The 15,837-nt window shown below is 60.7% G+C and carries 11 protein-coding genes; 4 read left to right on the top strand and 7 right to left on the bottom strand.

The window, feature by feature from the left end; translation table 11 throughout:
* Nucleotides 1–681: 681 nt before the first annotated feature.
* The gene (locus tag PXH66_RS05040; protein ID WP_330932254.1) at nucleotides 682–888 is read left to right on the top strand and encodes a hypothetical protein; all 207 of its coding nucleotides are present in this window, start codon (nucleotides 682–684) and stop codon (nucleotides 886–888) included.
* Nucleotides 889–1,250: 362 nt separating this feature from the next.
* On the opposite strand, the gene PXH66_RS05035 is transcribed toward PXH66_RS05040, so the two are convergent.
* The 6 genes from PXH66_RS05035 to PXH66_RS05010 form a co-directional block, all read right to left on the bottom strand.
* Nucleotides 1,251–2,279: a fatty acid desaturase family protein gene (locus PXH66_RS05035; protein WP_330932253.1), complete on the bottom strand. Its 1,029-nt coding sequence runs from the start codon at nucleotides 2,277–2,279 to the stop codon at nucleotides 1,251–1,253.
* 636 nt (nucleotides 2,280–2,915) lie between these two features.
* Nucleotides 2,916–4,112 (bottom strand): T6SS phospholipase effector Tle1-like catalytic domain-containing protein, encoded by a 1,197-nt coding sequence (locus PXH66_RS05030; protein WP_330928469.1) that lies wholly within the window; start codon nucleotides 4,110–4,112, stop codon nucleotides 2,916–2,918.
* 286 nt (nucleotides 4,113–4,398) lie between these two features.
* Nucleotides 4,399–5,394: a transposase gene (locus tag PXH66_RS05025; protein WP_330928468.1), complete on the bottom strand. Its 996-nt coding sequence runs from the start codon at nucleotides 5,392–5,394 to the stop codon at nucleotides 4,399–4,401.
* Nucleotides 5,395–5,527: 133 nt separating this feature from the next.
* Entirely contained in the window at nucleotides 5,528–7,123 is a 1,596-nt protein-coding gene (locus PXH66_RS05020) for an ATP-dependent nuclease (RefSeq protein ID WP_330928467.1), read from the bottom strand.
* Between the two features lie 28 nt (nucleotides 7,124–7,151).
* Nucleotides 7,152–9,857, bottom strand: coding sequence for an AAA family ATPase (locus PXH66_RS05015; RefSeq protein WP_330928466.1), 2,706 nt, complete (start codon nucleotides 9,855–9,857; stop codon nucleotides 7,152–7,154).
* Nucleotides 9,854–11,125: a metallophosphoesterase family protein gene (locus tag PXH66_RS05010; RefSeq protein WP_330928465.1), complete on the bottom strand. Its 1,272-nt coding sequence runs from the start codon at nucleotides 11,123–11,125 to the stop codon at nucleotides 9,854–9,856. The genes PXH66_RS05015 and PXH66_RS05010 overlap by 4 nt, the downstream gene beginning before the upstream one ends.
* A 264-nt stretch (nucleotides 11,126–11,389) precedes the next feature.
* On the opposite strand from PXH66_RS05010, the gene PXH66_RS05005 reads away from it, so the two are divergent.
* The gene (locus PXH66_RS05005) at nucleotides 11,390–12,460 is read left to right on the top strand and encodes a bifunctional transcriptional activator/DNA repair enzyme AdaA (protein WP_330932252.1); all 1,071 of its coding nucleotides are present in this window, start codon (nucleotides 11,390–11,392) and stop codon (nucleotides 12,458–12,460) included.
* A 321-nt stretch (nucleotides 12,461–12,781) separates the two neighbouring features.
* Nucleotides 12,782–13,654: a DMT family transporter gene (locus PXH66_RS05000; RefSeq protein WP_330928461.1), complete on the top strand. Its 873-nt coding sequence runs from the start codon at nucleotides 12,782–12,784 to the stop codon at nucleotides 13,652–13,654.
* A gap of 258 nt (nucleotides 13,655–13,912) precedes the next feature.
* Here the strand turns inward: PXH66_RS05000 and PXH66_RS04995 are convergent, their stop codons facing one another.
* Nucleotides 13,913–14,914: a zinc-binding dehydrogenase gene (locus tag PXH66_RS04995; protein ID WP_330932251.1), complete on the bottom strand. Its 1,002-nt coding sequence runs from the start codon at nucleotides 14,912–14,914 to the stop codon at nucleotides 13,913–13,915.
* Between the two features lie 53 nt (nucleotides 14,915–14,967).
* Between PXH66_RS04995 and PXH66_RS04990 the strand changes: the two genes are divergently transcribed.
* A complete protein-coding gene (locus PXH66_RS04990; RefSeq protein ID WP_330928459.1) occupies nucleotides 14,968–15,543 on the top strand; it encodes a pseudouridine synthase in 576 nt (191 codons plus the stop codon).
* Nucleotides 15,544–15,837: the final 294 nt, after the last annotated feature.

Raw genomic sequence — 15,837 nt, 5'->3', positions numbered from 1 at the left:
AAAACATCACGCACCAAGCTCCGCACCGAAGTGCACGACGGAGTTTGACCACCGATTTCGCGGATTAACACCGATCCACCGGCCTGTTATTTTCACAGAAGGAAACGAAGGTCACCAAGGAAGGCAGAAGTGAGGTCCTAACGCATGTGATTCAGGTCGGTCACCGGGGAGGCTTCGCGACCTTCGCCATCTTCTGAAAAACAAACCACCTACCTCCCGCCGCGACGTGGCTCTCCACGATACGCGCCATTCGCGAAATCCGCGGTCAATAACACCCCGGGGCCGCCATCACTCGACGAGCAACGGCAAGCCCCTTCGAAAGAATTTTCGAAATCCTGTCACCTATCGGCGGACGGGCGGCACTCCTATGTGAACGCAGTGCTCGCGAGGTCTTCGGTCCACCAAACCGAAGGCCCCTTCTACCGCGACCGCAGCTTCAGTTCTCAAACCACACTCCCCGCACGAATACATCCCACGTCTTTAATCTTCTCGCGCCGTGCGCAACCGGCAGGTGACGCCCTTCGCATCCATTCGTGGTTAAAATCTGCTACCGCTACCGTTCATCCCAGCTCAAAAACCACTGCACCTAAAAAACCCATCGAATTCTGCAACTTCCGCCACGTTGGCGGTGTAATCAACAACATGAACCACCTAAGAACGAACCCTTCAATGCCATCCAAAATGAAACTCACCGCCACCCTCCTCATCGCCGCGCTCGTCGCGCCTGCCGCCCTCGCTTTCGGCCTCAGTGCCGCCATTGTTTCCACCGCCGCCACCGGCACCGCGATCGCCGCCATTGCCCTCGGTGACTACGGCAGCAAAGCCTGCACCTACGCCGATACCACCGTCACCGCGCCGCGCACGGAACGCCACCCCCTCGCCGCATGATCTGTTATGTATCATAATACCAGTTACGCCTGACCACCCGCGTCCTCACCGACGCGGGTTTTTGGTGTCCCCAAATCTCAACGCCCGCAATGGGACAACATCCACGCCGTCCGCGGCGTAGTGAATCACGGAATTAAACCGCAGATTTCGCAGATTATCGCAAAGCCATCAGCTTAAGATCTTTTTACAAAAGATCGCGAAGATCGCCCAGGCAACCAAGCCGAGGAGTGGCTTCGCGTCCTTCGCGATCTTCGGTAAAAACAATCCCGCCTCGCCACCGCCCTCGGTGCTTTGGATGAAATCACTCCACCTCAACCACCTGTTTTTCCGCCCCAGCGGGCCGACCAACGAACACGGGCTAGTCAGGAACCGGTCGGCTTTTCGCTCTCCGGCACCACTTCCTCAGCCCGGTAAGAGATGAACGGTTCGGCCGGAATCGGGTTCAGCTTGCGCGGGTCAGCCAGCGACGCCTGCGCATGGTGGTTTTTATGATAATACGCTCCCGCCATTGTCGCGTTCATGAACCGGTAATACAAATTGTGATCCAAGTTCAGAATCTTCGTCTCGCCATTTCCCGCCGGTCGGTGCGTCGCGTAGTTGAAATGCGCATACCATACCATGTTCACGATCTTTGAGACCATGTAGCCCAGCACAAACGCCTCCGGCCCCAACAGCACCAACAGAAACATGGCCCGGGCATAACGCGACGCCATCGACGTGCGCCGCGTCCAATCCCATATCGCCTGGGCGTCCTTCTGCCCGCCCCACAAATCAAAAAAGTTATTTTGCACCACCCGCCCCATCGACTGCCCCATCTGTCCCATGAATGACAGAAAATCGAGCGTCTCCGGCGGATGCGGATCCTTCTCCGGATCATCCGGAAACTGATGGTGAATGATGTGTGGCACCGCCCAGTGGGGGTAGCCCATCAACTGCTGCAATCCGCAAATCTCGCCCACCACCCGGTTCAACCACAGCGGTCTCAGATTACGATGCGCCGCATTGTGCATTAAATGCGCCGACTGCAGTCCCACCAATGCGCCCAGCGGAATCAGCCACCAACTCGACATTGAAAACTCCACCAACCCCAGCGCGGAAGCCACCGGCACCAAAATGACCGCACTCCCCAGAATCGACCACAAGCTCGGCAAACAAAGTGGCGCGATGCACAGCAACAGCCCCCACCCGTAGGGATGTTCTCCCCACGAGGACCAGGTCAGGAATATCCCCACCGAAACCGGCGCCAGCAGCACCACGCTCAGCACATTGTATTTAAACAGAAAGTAGGGGTCGTGGCGGAATTTTTTAAGCATCGGATATGTTCGCGAAAGGCCGGGGTAATCCAACTTCACCAGCGGAGTCGGGGCGACCAGATCAACAACAGAATGCACCGACCTTGGTCAACGTCCGAACCCCCGCCTTCATAACTGCCGCATGCCATCCGCGCACCACGTCACGCGCCAATGACCGCAACCGCAATTGTCAGTCCCTTCCGCTCCAGCATCACCCTACAGGTTTCGTGTATTCCGTGAGCCTAAAAGGCTCTATCACACACACCGGCGTGGCCCACGAAACTCAAGCGCGGATTTCGCATAAATTTGCAGATCCATCAGGTTGAGATTTTCCTACAGAAGATCGCCAAGCGCGCGAAGAATACCACGCGGTGGAGTGGCTTCGTGGTCTTCGATCGGTGTTATCTGCAGTTAAATATTTATCCTGCCCCCGCCCACCAACACCTCACCATCACGCGGACGCTTCCGAGTGTGCCGTGAGCCAAAACAGTCCTGCCTCTCGGTTACTCGCCCTCAGCGACCGGCGGTAAAAGCATGCCACCGCGTTCGACGCTTTCGGGGAAATCGCCCTACCGAATACATCCGTTTCCGCGGTGTGAACATTCCCTTAAAAACCAACCACCGGAGAGGCTTAGCGTCCTTCGTGATTTTCGGTTAAATTTCTCCCACTCAAGCCATCACCGGCTGACGGCCGACTGACGGCTTCGTTAGCTTCTGTAGAAAAACAAACCTGCCTCACGCACCAGCATCGCCCCCTTCATCCCGCGCCATCCGCGAAACCCGCGGCACGATCTTCAACGCTCGCACTTGTGCGATCATTGCCGGCGAGACATTTGCCGGCGTATAATTGAGGTCCGTTCGCCGTAGACGCCGCAGCACCGACGCGTGCAACAACGTGCCGGCGGCGAGATGTCGACACCGGCCGAGATTCACATGCGGGAGATTGCGACGCGACGTGGCGTGCCACCGCAACTTGGGAAACACCTCCGCCCACCACCAACGCCAGGTCAGCGAATCGTGCGGACGGTTGGCCCAACCCGGCTGCGGAATCGGCGTGCGCTTGAGCGTTTGCCGCACCGCCTTGGTTCGCACCCGCAGCCCCGCTCGCCGCGACTCCCACAGCACCCACAACCACGGTGCCCTCCACAACCCGCCCTCGCCTTCCGGGTGCCCGCCGCCCACATCGCTGTGCGCCCCCGGAAACCACCACTCCGCCACGTCCTGTCCGGGCTTGGGCTGATCCGTCCACCGATTTTGCCGATAAAACGCACGCCTCTCATCCAACGCCACCGCGTGACGCACGATCTCAACGCCCGGATTTTTCGTTGTGTGCGGAAACCGCGACGGCTCCCACACCCACCCCACCGATGACACCGTATCCCACAAACCCATGAACCGCACCTTCACCGTGCGCGACTCCCGCTGCCCCTGGGTGATAGTGCGGGCAAAGCTTCGCCGAAATTCCCGGGCGACCTTCCAATACGAACTACGCTTCGCCGCCGACTTCCCGTCCAGCCCCTTCACCGCGCTCGTGTAGCGCATCACGTAAGGCACCAGATTCTCGTTCCCCGACGGCAACAACCCGAACTGATGCAACACCCCCGCCAGCACCCGCACGGTGTAGGCCCCGCGACTGAACCCATAGAGGTAAATTTGATCTCCCGGCACATAGTGCCGCATCAGAAACATGTAAGCCCGTGCCACCTTTCCCTCCAGACCCACGCCGAACGCCAGGCCGATCACTTTGGAAAACCACTTGCCAACCGGCGTCCAAAAACCCGGCTCCGGCAACGTGCCCAGCCCCGGATCGTAATAGACCAGTTGCCGCGCCGGATCGCGATCCAACACCTGCACCAACCGCACCACGTTCGTATTGCACGACCCAAACTGGTTGTTCGTCCCATCACAACAAACGACGAGGTTTTTACTCATGACCATCGCAGTTAAGTCGCTCGGGCCCGTCTCAGGCAACCCTCACCACGACACCACCGGGTGGACACATCGTTCGTCGACGACAACCGCCCGTCACCGATCCACTGCCAACGACCTCCTCCACCCAACGCTCCCGCACACCACCCCGTAAGCCGCGAACTCGCTCGCGCCTTCCCGCCACAATCGGAGCTTTCGCCGAAAGCGCCCCGCCGCCACATCGGGCGGAATTCAAATCACATTCCGTTTTTATGGTCGGCCCAATTTGCCCGCGGCCTTTGGAGCTTCGCTAACCAAAGGGATGCTTACGCAACCCGCGCAACGTGCACAAGTCGCCCCAGTCGGTCACCCGCGGGACATCACGCGGCGCGGTGCGTTCGCGCCGACCGGTCGCCCGCCGATAGTGATTCAGCTGTTCGGCGACAAACGCCTTGGACCCCAGCACCGCTCCGTCCGTGAAGTGACGAACACGGCACCGCAGAACCGCCTGCAGCGGTAGTTGGCCTTTTTGTGCCACCACCCGTTCAAACGCCTCGGAATCAATATGATGTCCATGTTCCCGCGGCCCCGCGGCCGTGCCAAACAGGATCTGCCGATAAGCGCTCTGCGTGGACCGCCAATTGTCAGCGGTGCCACCCTCGAACAACAAATCCAGCCCCCGTCGAGCCGTGGCGTTACCCGCCACCGCTTCTGCGTAACCGCAGAACCGGTAGTCCTTTGGATCCTCGACCAATCCGGCGCGCACCGGGTTCAAATCAATGTAGGCCGCCATGGTCCGCATCACCCCGCTTTTGCCCTCTACCAACACGCTTTTGAAACGCTCCGCCCACAACGTGCCATAGCGCCCATGGGAACGATTGAACCATACGGAGAACCGCTGCTTGAGCAGCTTCATGAACTGGGAAACATCCCCCATCAAGGCGACCTGCCTCGACCGCCACGTCACCGCCTCTGGCCCATCCTTGACCAATTGCCCTCGAATCACATCCAACTGCGCCGTCTGATACTTGGTCGGCTTCGGATAAAGCACAGCATATCGCCGAAGCAGTTCTGCATCGGTAACTTCCGACTTCTGCGGCACTCGTAGCAACACATGGAAGTGGTTGGACATAAGAGCAAAAGTGCACACCTGCACCCCGCAAAAATCGGCAACCTGCCACAGTTGTTTCCGCAAAACCTCCTTGGCCACGTCGTCGAGCAAATGCTCCCCATTCACGGTGCGAGTCATCACATGATAAACCGCCACGCCCTCCCCCGCATCCACCTTGATCCGTGCCGTCCTCATATCGGGGGAAAGCAGAGCACCGTCCTTCTCCAATTACGAGTCTTTATTAGCCTGTCCCTTTATTTTCCTTGTCCCTTTATTTTCCCCCTTTTAAGTCCTCGGCTTCATCTGTGGAGAAAATGGTTAGCTAATTCTAATAAGCATTTGCCCAGCAATGCTCCAAAGCCCTGAACATGATCGGCATGTGGTTTTCAAAATTTTCTTTGGTGATGTTGCGCCCCATGTATTCGGCGAGTTTCACTTTGTGTGCCAACTGCGTCGCGGCCCGGAGTGCTGCTGGATAGTAGTCCTCCAGACCATGCACCGGCAAAACGAATAGTTGATCATTCGCGTTGGCATGAAGACGACCGTTCTTGAAGTCCTCAAATCGCTGTTCTTTCCCAGTATCCGGTTTGTCGAAGAGGATTGTCAGTTTTTCTCGGTAGATGGGGCGGCGGTCGATGGTTGCCAGCAAGTCCTCAACGGCTGTTACCTGCTGGCGTTGACGCTCATCGTCTCCGTTGGCGGCGAGAACGTGGATCTCAACCTGATGCGAGTAATGGCGGGAAATAACGTGCTTAAAAAACTCAACTTCACTTGGCCCTTCAACGATCAGGAAATTTGCCGGGAGTAAGATGTCGGCTGGAGAGCCCCCCAACAGCTCGAAAATGACTTCGTGTTTTTTCGGTGAAGAATCGATTTTCCCGATTTGCGTCTCACCCTGCGCTTCCTTGGCAACGCGAAACAGGGATTGCTGGCCATAGTTGTCAGTCAACAGCACGGAGGAATGCGTGTTGATGAATACTTGATCGTGTCCGTCGGCCAGTTCCAACAAGGCTTGCTTGAGCTGCCTTTGCGCCGTCGGGTGGAGATGAAGCTCTGCCTCATCGATGAAGAATATGAACGAACGCCCGAGTGCATCATCCCGCCGTTGATCAGCGTAGGTTTTAATGATCGCGAGCATTAGCGCTCGTTGCATCCCGTCTCCCTTTTCCTCTGCGGTGGTGGTGACCCCATCATCGACTTCCGTGCGAAAGTTTTTGAGCAATTCATCAAAGGCAGGCTCCTGAACCAGGAACTCAACGTCAGCGCAATCGGGGAACTGCTTTTTGAGATGCTCACAAACTTGCCCGCTGACGTCCTTGAGCTTCTGCTTGATGCTCGAAGTCTCTGACGAAAAAAGTTTCTCAAACTGTTCGCGGAATTTCACGTATTCCTCCTCAGCTTCCAGTATCTCAGCGAGAACTCCGCCAAGCATCTTGCCGATCGGGGTCGTCGACTTGTAATTCCCAACATCTCTAAGATTTTTGGTCGCTTCAACGAACTCGAAACGAGGGATGCAGTTGTTAAAAGGCCCATCAGTTCCACACGGCTGCTTCTTCCATTCGTCTTTTGTCGGATTGTAAATAAGACGCTCCTTTGGCTTAGAGCCCATACGTTTCACCCGCATGGTATCGCTTTCACCAAGAACATTGCGGAGCTTCGTTTGATTGTCCGCATGGGTGATCTGGCCGAGACCTTCTTGAACCCCTGAGAATTCCAACTCGACTGAAATTTCGTCATCCTCTCTAGCCGCTGAATTTTTCAGTTCCGCAAGATCGCCTGATCCGGTGTAAAACCATTGAATGGCATCAAATAAGTTCGTCTTTCCGTGGTTGTTTCGCCCAACGAGCACATTGAACGCCGAAGCATCAATTTCAACTCGACGGATCGAACGGAAGTTTTCGACAGTGATTTTAGAGATTCTCATAAAATGAAAAGGGATATTCGTCGGCGCTTTATATCGTGAAGTTTACCGCTTGCCCTACTCCGCGGTAGCGGTCGGGGTGGCAGGTGAGGATGAGGATTTGGAGGTGGGTGGCTTGGGCTCCGAGGACATCTAAGATTCTCTCTTGGCGGACGGGGTCGGTGTTGACCAGGACGTCGTCGAGGATGAGGACTTGGGGTTCGTCCGTCGCTAGTTCCTGCGCCACGGCCAGACGCAGGCAGAGGAGGAGTTGTTCCTTGGCGCCTTGCGAGAGTTGGTCGAAGGCGTGGGTGGCTTCGCGGGTGCGGCCGATGCCGGCGATCTGCAGTTGTTCGTTCAGGAATACTTGGCGCGTGGGGTCACCGGAGAGTTCCGCAAAGGCCGCCGTGAGGCGTTGCTCGAGGGGCGTGAGCACGGCCTTGGTCGCGGCTTGTTTGCGGTGCTCGATGAGGTCGTGCGCGATGCGGGTCGTCCAACCTTGGGCGCGCGCGGCGTCGCGCCGCAGGGTCGCTTCGACTTTCTTTTCTTCGAGTTCCGTTTCCCGCGAATACAGGCCTTGGCCGCCGAGGGTTTCGAGCGTGCCTTTGGCTTGATCGCGTTCGGTGCGGCGGGCTTGGAGTTCGTTAGCAATCTGCTGCAGGGAGACGGCGGCGCGTTTGTTGCGCTCGGGCAATTTGTCGTAGTCGGGCGGGAGTTGGGCTTTGGCGGCGGCGACGCGGGCTTCCGCTTGGGTGAAGGCGATCTGCGCTGCAGTTTTAGCGGCGTCGAGTCCGTCGGCGTAGCGGCCCATGAGGTCGGCGGTTTGCGCTTCGTGCGTGCGCAGGCTGCCTCGCTGTTCCGTGAGTTGTTTGTCGGCAGTCTGCTCGGTCTGCGTCGCGGTGCGTTCTTCGGTGCGGATGCGCTCCATCTCGCGGTCGAACGCCGTGAGGGCCTTTTCCTCCGCAGGCAGGGCGGCGCTGAGGCGGGCTTCGGTCGCTTCGAGGTCGGCTTGACTGAGGGCGTGGTCGGCGGCGGTGGGCGGGAGGGTCGCGGCTTGGGCGTCGGCTCGGCGCGCGGCGCTGGCGGCGGTGTCTTGCAGGTCCGCGAGGGTGTCGTGTTCGCCGAGTTGGGAGGCGAGCGTGGCGCCGAGGGTTTTGAGTTGGGTGTCCAGCTCCCGGCGCTCGGTCACGGCTTCGCGCGCGGCGTCGAGAGTCGGGACTTCGGCCTTTTCCAAAGCGTTGCGCAGGGCGGTGTGCGCGGTGTCGAGTTCCTTGGCGACATTCTGCGTTTCCTGAGCGCCGGACCGAATCACGATGCGGCCCCAATCGGCGAGGTGCAGGTCGAGGGTTTGCGGACTGCGCAAGGTGGTGGTCTGGCCGGCTGGAATCTCCGTTTGGGATTTGGGATCTGGGTTTTGGGATTTCCCGTCCGCTGCAACCAAGGCGTCGCGGTCGGGTGTGAGTTCGACGGTGAGTCCGAGCGCTTGGAGCTGGGCGGTCAGGGTGCGGGTTTGCTCGGCGAGGTCTTCCAGTTTGCGCAGCTGGGCGGGCGTGAGGTCGGGCAGCTTGGCCTGGCGGGCTTTTAGCTCGGCGAGCTCGGCGGCGGTGGCCTCGACTTTCGCGATCTGTCGCGCCAACGCGGCGGCGGTTTCGGTGTGTTGGCGCAAGCGCAGGAGACCTTGGGCGCGCTGCAACTCGACCCGGCGCGTCTGCAGGGCGGATTCGCGCTGGGGGCGTTCGGTCTGCATGGCGTCGAGGCGGGCGCGCAGGTCGGTGCGTTTCTGCGTGGCGGTGGCGGCGGTGTGCTCGGCGGCGGTGATCGCGGTTTGGGCCTCGGCGGTGAGTTGGCGCAGGTGGGCGAGTTTGGTGGCGTCGGCCGCGACGGTGTCGAGTTTCTCCTGCGCGGTGAGCAGGGCGTGTTGATGGGTTTTGAGCTCGGCGCTCAGGCGCTCGGCGGCTTGCGCCGACTCGTGCAGGGTCGCGGCGGCGGCGGTGCGTTCGGCGTGTTCCTTGGCCAACTGGGTCACGCCGGAGGCGGCCTGTTGGTAACGCACCAAGGCGTCCTCCAATTTCGTGCGGGTGGCGTGAAGTTGCGTGAGTTCCTCGTCGAGGCGCGTGAGGTCATCCTCGGCGGTGCGGAGTGGGCCGCCGGTGCGGGGCTGGCCGGTGGCGGTCAGGATCGAGCCGAACGTCGCGGCGAGGCGCTCGCGCAGGCGTTCGATGACGGGATCGAGCTCCAGTTGCACGAGTTGCGCACGGATGTTCTGCCCCACCCCTTCGTCGTTGAACCCAGGCCAGACGGCGGGTTCGCCTTGGCGGGCCCAGAGGAAGCCGAGAAAGCCCCAGTGCTCGGATTTGGTGGCACCGCGTCCGGGTAGGGACGAGTGCAGGAGCGCCTGCACGCGTTGGTCGGCCTGGTCGGACTCGGCGATGAGTTGCCACGACGCGGACTGCCACGCGCGCAGCTCGCTGGTGGGCTTTTGCAGAAAAGTCTTCTCGATACGGAAACGACCGGCGGCGGTCTCGAACTCGACGGCGATGCGTGGCGCGAGGTCGGTGCCGACGGGTTGCAGGGATTTGAGTTCCTCGCCCTTGGTGGTGTGGCGATCGAACAGGGCGCGGGCGGCGGCGTGGAGCGAGGTGGATTTGCCGGACTCGTTGGGGGCCGAGAGCACGTTGAGACCCGGCGCGAAGGGGCCGAGGCGGACCGACTCGCGGAAGCGGCCGACGTGGTGCAGCTCGATAGCGTGCAGGATCACGCCGACACCTCCTGCAGGGTTTGAAAGACGGTTTGGCGCAGTTGGGCGAAGAACTCGGGCGTGAGCTGGGTAAGGGCGATCTTGGCGGTGCCGAGCAGGGCCTGGGCGTCGGCGAGCTGGAGGGCGGCGACGCCGTCGGCCTCCAGCTCGGCGATTTCAGATTTCGAATTTGAGATTTGAGATTCGGCCGTGGCGACGGTGCCGCCGGCGAAGGTTTCGAGGCGGTCGATGTCGGCCAGGACTTGGGCGAGGATCGGGTGACGGGCCTGGAGGTCGGCTTGCTCGATCGCGCTGAGGGCAATGCGCGACTTATCCACGAGTTGGCTGATAAGGAAGGGCGTGAGCACGGTGTCCAGCCACGCGCGGAGTTCGGCGACGGCGGTCGGCGTGGCCGTGCCGGTGAGTTTCACCCGCAGCACAGTGTGCGCGGCCTGGGGCGTGAGTTCGGCGAGGGTGGCGGCAAGGCTGGCTCGGGAGGCCTCGGCGGCGTGGAAATCGAAGAGTATCTCCCGCCAGTCGAGCGTCGCCACGCGCAAGCGTTTGACCTGCGGGGCTTGGCCGGCACCCGGAATTTCCACGAGGGCGACGTGGCCGCTGGCGTCGTTGATGAAACGGTCGGGCTCGGGGGAGCCCGGCATGACAATGCGACCGCCGTCGGTGTCGGGCAGCCAGTTGTGCCAGTGGCCGACGGCGAGGTAGTCGAGCCCGGCGCGGGAGGCGGCGTTGAGGGCGATGGGGAAATCGTTGGGCTGGTGCTTGGCCTCGATGGCGAGGGCACCGTGGGTGAGGCCGATCTTGATGGCGTCGGCCGGAAGATCGGCGGCGAGATCAACGAGCTTCAGGCTCGGGTCGGTCGTCGAGAGCTTTTGGTGCAGCGGGGACGCGAGCAGGAAGGTGCCTGCGCCGAGATCCGTGACGCCGGCTTCCCGGAGGACGTGCACGTGGGCCGGAGCGTTGAGGAAGGCTTTGCGCTGCCAGACGGAATCGGGGCCTGAGGCGGCGTCGTGGTTACCGGGGAGGATGTAGATGGGTAGCTGCGGGTGCGTTCCGAAAAGAGTCAGCACCCGCTCAACCAGCGCATCCTCGACCTGATTGTCCTCGAAGAGGTCGCCCGCGATGAGGAAGGCGTCGACGGTGTGTTTTTCCGCCAACTGCAGCGTGCGTTCGAGCGCCTCGAGACGCGCTTCGCGCAAACGCACGCCCTTGCCCCCGAATTGGGAGAAGCGGGCACCCAACTGCCAATCTGCCGAATGGAGAAGACGAAACATAACGATGCATGGACTCCAAAACCGGCGGGCCAGTCAGTCTCGGGGTAGAAAGCTACGGACCCTCCTTTCGATCGTCGGTCGGCGCAATGTCGAAACCATCCGCCGGAAAACAATTTCAGGGATTTCCGGTTCCCACATCTCTGCCTGAAAATCGGCGGCAGGGGCGTGACTCGATTTGCTATGGTGGGGAGCATGACCTTACATCTCGCGCCTTCGCCGATGCCTTCACCTCGCGCTGCTGACTCTCTCCCCTCCCGTGATGACATGATGCGCGCGTTTTACGCCCGTGATGCCGCGGCTGAGGGGATCTTTCTTGTGGGGGTGCGCACGACCGGAATTTTTTGCCGACCCACGTGTGGAGCGCGTAAACCCAAGCCGGAGAACATTGAATTTTACGTCGATGCTTCCGCCGCACTGCACGATGGTTTTCGGCCTTGCAAGCTGTGCAAACCGCTCAATGCCACGCCGAATATTCCGAGTCTGGTGGAACAACTGCGCGACGCGGTCGAGGCCGATCCCACCGGACGTATCACGGACAAGGAGTTGTCCGATCGGGGCATCGATCCGTCGACCGCGCGGCGTCAGTTTCAGCGCTACTACGGCATGACATTCCAGGCCTACACCCGCGCGCGGCGCATGGGTCTCGCCCTGCGCGAGGTCGGCGACGGCGGCACCGTGACCGAGGCGCAATTTGCGCAAGGATTTGAATCGGCCAGTGGGTTCCGCGAGGCAGTGAAACGGTTGTTCGGCGCTGCGCCGCGCGATGCCGCCAAGGCGGGGCGTCTGCTCTACGCCGAACGGATCAACACGCCCCTCGGCCGCATGTTGGCCGTGGCCGATGACGCGGGCTTGCACATTTTGGATTTCGTCGATCGGCGCGGGTTGGAGCGCAAACTCATCACGTTGCGCCAACGGCTGAAAGTGACGGTGATTCCCGGCACGCATCCGGTGCTGACGGCGGCGGCGTCACAAATAAGTGAATACTTCGCCGGTCGGCGGGTAACGTTTGATCTGCCGCTGGTGCCGTTGGGCACGGAGTTCGAGAACGCGGCGTGGCGGCATCTGCGCTCCATCCCGCCGGGCACGACGCAAAGTTATAGCGACATGGCGGCGGCGCTGGGGCGTCCGGGCGCATCGCGCGCGGTGGGTCGCGCCAACGGCATGAATTTTCTGTCGATCATCATCCCCTGCCACCGCGTCATCGCGGCCAACGGCGACCTCACCGGCTACGGCGGCGGCCTCTGGCGCAAACAATGGCTGTTGAATCATGAATCGGCCGTCGTCCCGCCGACCGGGACTTCGGAACGGATCTCGCCGAAGGGAACAAAGCGATGAGGAAGGATGGTTTTTAGCAGAAGGGCGCGTAGCTACTCCTCGGTTCGGTTTTCTCGGCGATCTTTGCGATCTTCTGTAAAAACATAAGGCCGATGGATCTGCGAAATCTGCGATCAACTTCCGTCGTCCACTCCACCGCGGCCGACATGGAAGTCGTTCCTCCGGTAGTTGGCTGGGAGGGATCCCCTGTCGCTGAAACTCGTAGTCGGTGGTTCACGAACGCATAGACCTTCGCCTTGCGCAGGCTCGATTCTTATCCGTGTTAATGTGTGTCCATCTGTGGTTAAAAAATTAAAACATCATGCTGAATAGTCTACCACGATGAGGGGGCAGGACTGGGCTCGGTTTCTATTGCTCAGCGCGATCTGGGGATCGTCGTTTGTGTTCATTCGCATGTGTGCGCCGGTGTTTGGACCGTTTCTCACCGCGAGTGGACGGCTGGGGTTGGCGGGTATCGCGTTGGTGGTTTATCTACGCGTGGTGCGATTCGATGCGCAATGGACGCGTTACCGTTGGGACTATTTGAAGGTCGGCGTGCTCGCGAGCGGCGCGCCATTCATTTGTTTCGCGGTCGGGGCGCTGAAGTTGCCGGCGTCGTTGCTTTCGATTCTCAATGCCTGCACGCCACTGTTTGCGGCGATCTTTGCCGCCATCTGGTTGGGCGAGGGCTTCGGGTGGAAACGTGCATTGGGTGTAGCGCTGGGCATCACCGGGGTGACGCTGGCCAACGGGCTCAGCCCGATTGAGTTCACTCCAGTTACATTGCTGGCCATCGGCATCACAATCCTCGCCCCACTCTGCTACGCTCTGGCTGGCATCTACATCAAACTGCGGGCCAGTCATCTGCCCGCGCAGGGCAACGCCGCGTTCAGTCAACTCATGATTGCGCCGGTGGTCGCATTGGGTATCCCACTGGCCCCGCCCTCGGGTTTGCCGTCCCCCGGCGCGGTGGCTGCGTTGGTCACTCTGGCGCTCTTGTGCAGCGCCGTGGCGTATCTGATTTTCTACCGGCTCATGGCCGACATCGGCCCGACCAAGGTGACCACAATCACGTTCGTGATCCCGGTCTTCGGCATGTTGTGGGGCGCGCTCTTTCTCGGCGAAGTGATCACCGGCGGCATGTTAATCGGCTGCGCTGTCATGCTGGCGGGCACTGGATTGGTCGTCGCGCCTACGGCGAAGCCCGCGAGCTGAATCGGTTTACCAAAGAGAACGAAACCACTCCGATGCCGGAGGCAGGATTGTTCGTTTACAGAAGAGCGCGAAGGACGCGAAGCCATCCATCGGCTTGGTTTCCTTGGCGGTCTTGGCGATCTTCTGTGAAATACATCAGGCTGATGGATCTGTGATGATCGGCGGAATCTTCGGTTTAATTCCGTGGTCCCTCGGAAAGGACAGTTCCCGTGTTTTTTTCCGAGCCCTGTGGGGCGATCCATTCATGGGCTGATCGCGCTACATGGTGACCACGATTTTGCCGAATTGGCCGCCTTGCTCCATTAGGTCAAACGCAGCGGGGGCGTCGGCCACGGCAAAGGTGTCGCTCACCACCGGCTTGATTTGGTGCTCGGCGGTAAAGGCCAGCATCGCCGCCCAGTCGTCGGCGTTGCCCATGGTCGTGCCGAGGATGGAGAGCTGCTTCCAAAATACTTTGCGTGCGGGTAACACGTCGGGATCACCACGAGTCGCCCCGAAGAACACGATGCGGCCACCGGGCTTGGCGATATCCACGAGCGAGGCAAAACCGGCACCGCCCGCGCTGTCGACGATGACGTCGGCTCCACCGATTTCCGTGGCGGCGGCCTCGGCCCACCCGTCTGTCGTGTAATTAAATCCGCTTTTGGCGCCCAGGGCGACGGCTTGCGCGATTTTGGCTTCGCTGCTCGATGTCACCCAAACCTCGGCCCCGTCGGCGACCGCAAATTGCAGGGCAAACAACGCAACACCGCCGCCAATCCCCGTGATCAGCACCTTCTCTCCGGTCCGCAGATGGGACCGCGCGAACAGCGCACGGTAGGCGGTGAGTCCGGCCAGAGGCAACGCGGCAGCTTCCGTCCACGTCAGGTGCACCGGCTTGGGGGCGAGTTGTTTGGTCGGCACGGCGATTTTTTGAGCCAAGGTGCCGTCGCGCGGGAGGCCGAGAATGGAAAACGTCGACGCCTGCGCCCGGGGATTGTCGCCCCAATCGTAGCCGGGATAGATGATGACTTCGTCGCCGGCCTTGAAGGTGCCGTCGGCCGAATCGGCGGCCACGACGCCCGCGCCATCCGAGCCCGGAATACAAGGATACTTGAGCCCGGCATATTGACCGAGCTTGATCCAAAGATCGCGGTGATTGAGAGCGGCGGCGCGCACCGTGACGACAACTTCGTCGGCGGCGGGAACGGGGTCGGCGACCGTGGTGACATGAATCTGACGGGCAGCGGGAAATTGAACGGCTTGCATGACGTCATTCATGAGGCGATTCGTTCGATCTCGCAAATCCTTCGATCGATTCACTTCGTCACCCCGTGCTGTGCGCGATCTACAAACCCTACGGCGTGCTCTCGCAATTTACGCCGGAGCCCGGCTCGCGCTGGCGAACATTGGCCGAGTTTGGTCTGCCGCCACGCGTGTATCCGTTGGGCCGCCTCGACGCCGACTCGGAGGGGCTGCTCCTACTCAGTGATGAGCCGGGACTCAACACGCGACTGCTTAATCCCGCTCGCGGCCACCCGCGCACTTACTGGACCCAGGTCGAACGGGTGCCGGACGCCACGGCGCTCAAGCAACTGGCGGCGGGCGTGGATATCAAAGGGCACCACACCCGGCCGTGCACGGTGCAGCTTTTCGACGGCGCGCCCGATCTGCCGCCCCGTGATCCGCCCGTGCGGTTCCGCAAAAACGTGCCCGACGCTTGGCTGGAGTTGACGCTGACTGAAGGCAAAAACCGCCAAGTGCGCCGCATGACCGCCGCCGTGGGCCACCCCACCCTGCGCTTGCACCGTGCGACGATGGGTCGATTGAAGCTCGCCGAACTGAACCTCCTACCGGGCGCATGGTGCGAGTTGAACGCGCAGCAGCGTGCGATGGTTTTCGAGGTGTAAGGCGACGTCGATTATCGCGCGCATACCGTTGCCGAGACCATGGCGCGCAGGGCGCTTGATTTTGACCACAGGTTGCGCCGATTTCGCAGAAGGAACGAAGCCGTCAGCTGGTGGTGGCTGGGGTGCGAAGATTTTAACGGAAGGACGCGAAGCCACTCCGGAGACCCACTTCCATCACCGCGCTAGGACCTGACTTCTGCCTTCCTTGGTTACCTTCGTTTCCATCCGTAAACATACCGGCTGATGGATCTGTGCTAATCTGCGAAATCTGTGGTCAAACTTCGTTTTCCACTC

This window comes from Synoicihabitans lomoniglobus (assembly GCF_029023725.1).
In the GTDB taxonomy this organism is placed as follows: domain Bacteria; phylum Verrucomicrobiota; class Verrucomicrobiia; order Opitutales; family Opitutaceae; genus Actomonas; species Actomonas lomonigloba.
The sequence above is the reverse complement of the archived record's forward strand: the minus strand, read 5'-3'. Positions and strand labels throughout refer to the sequence as shown.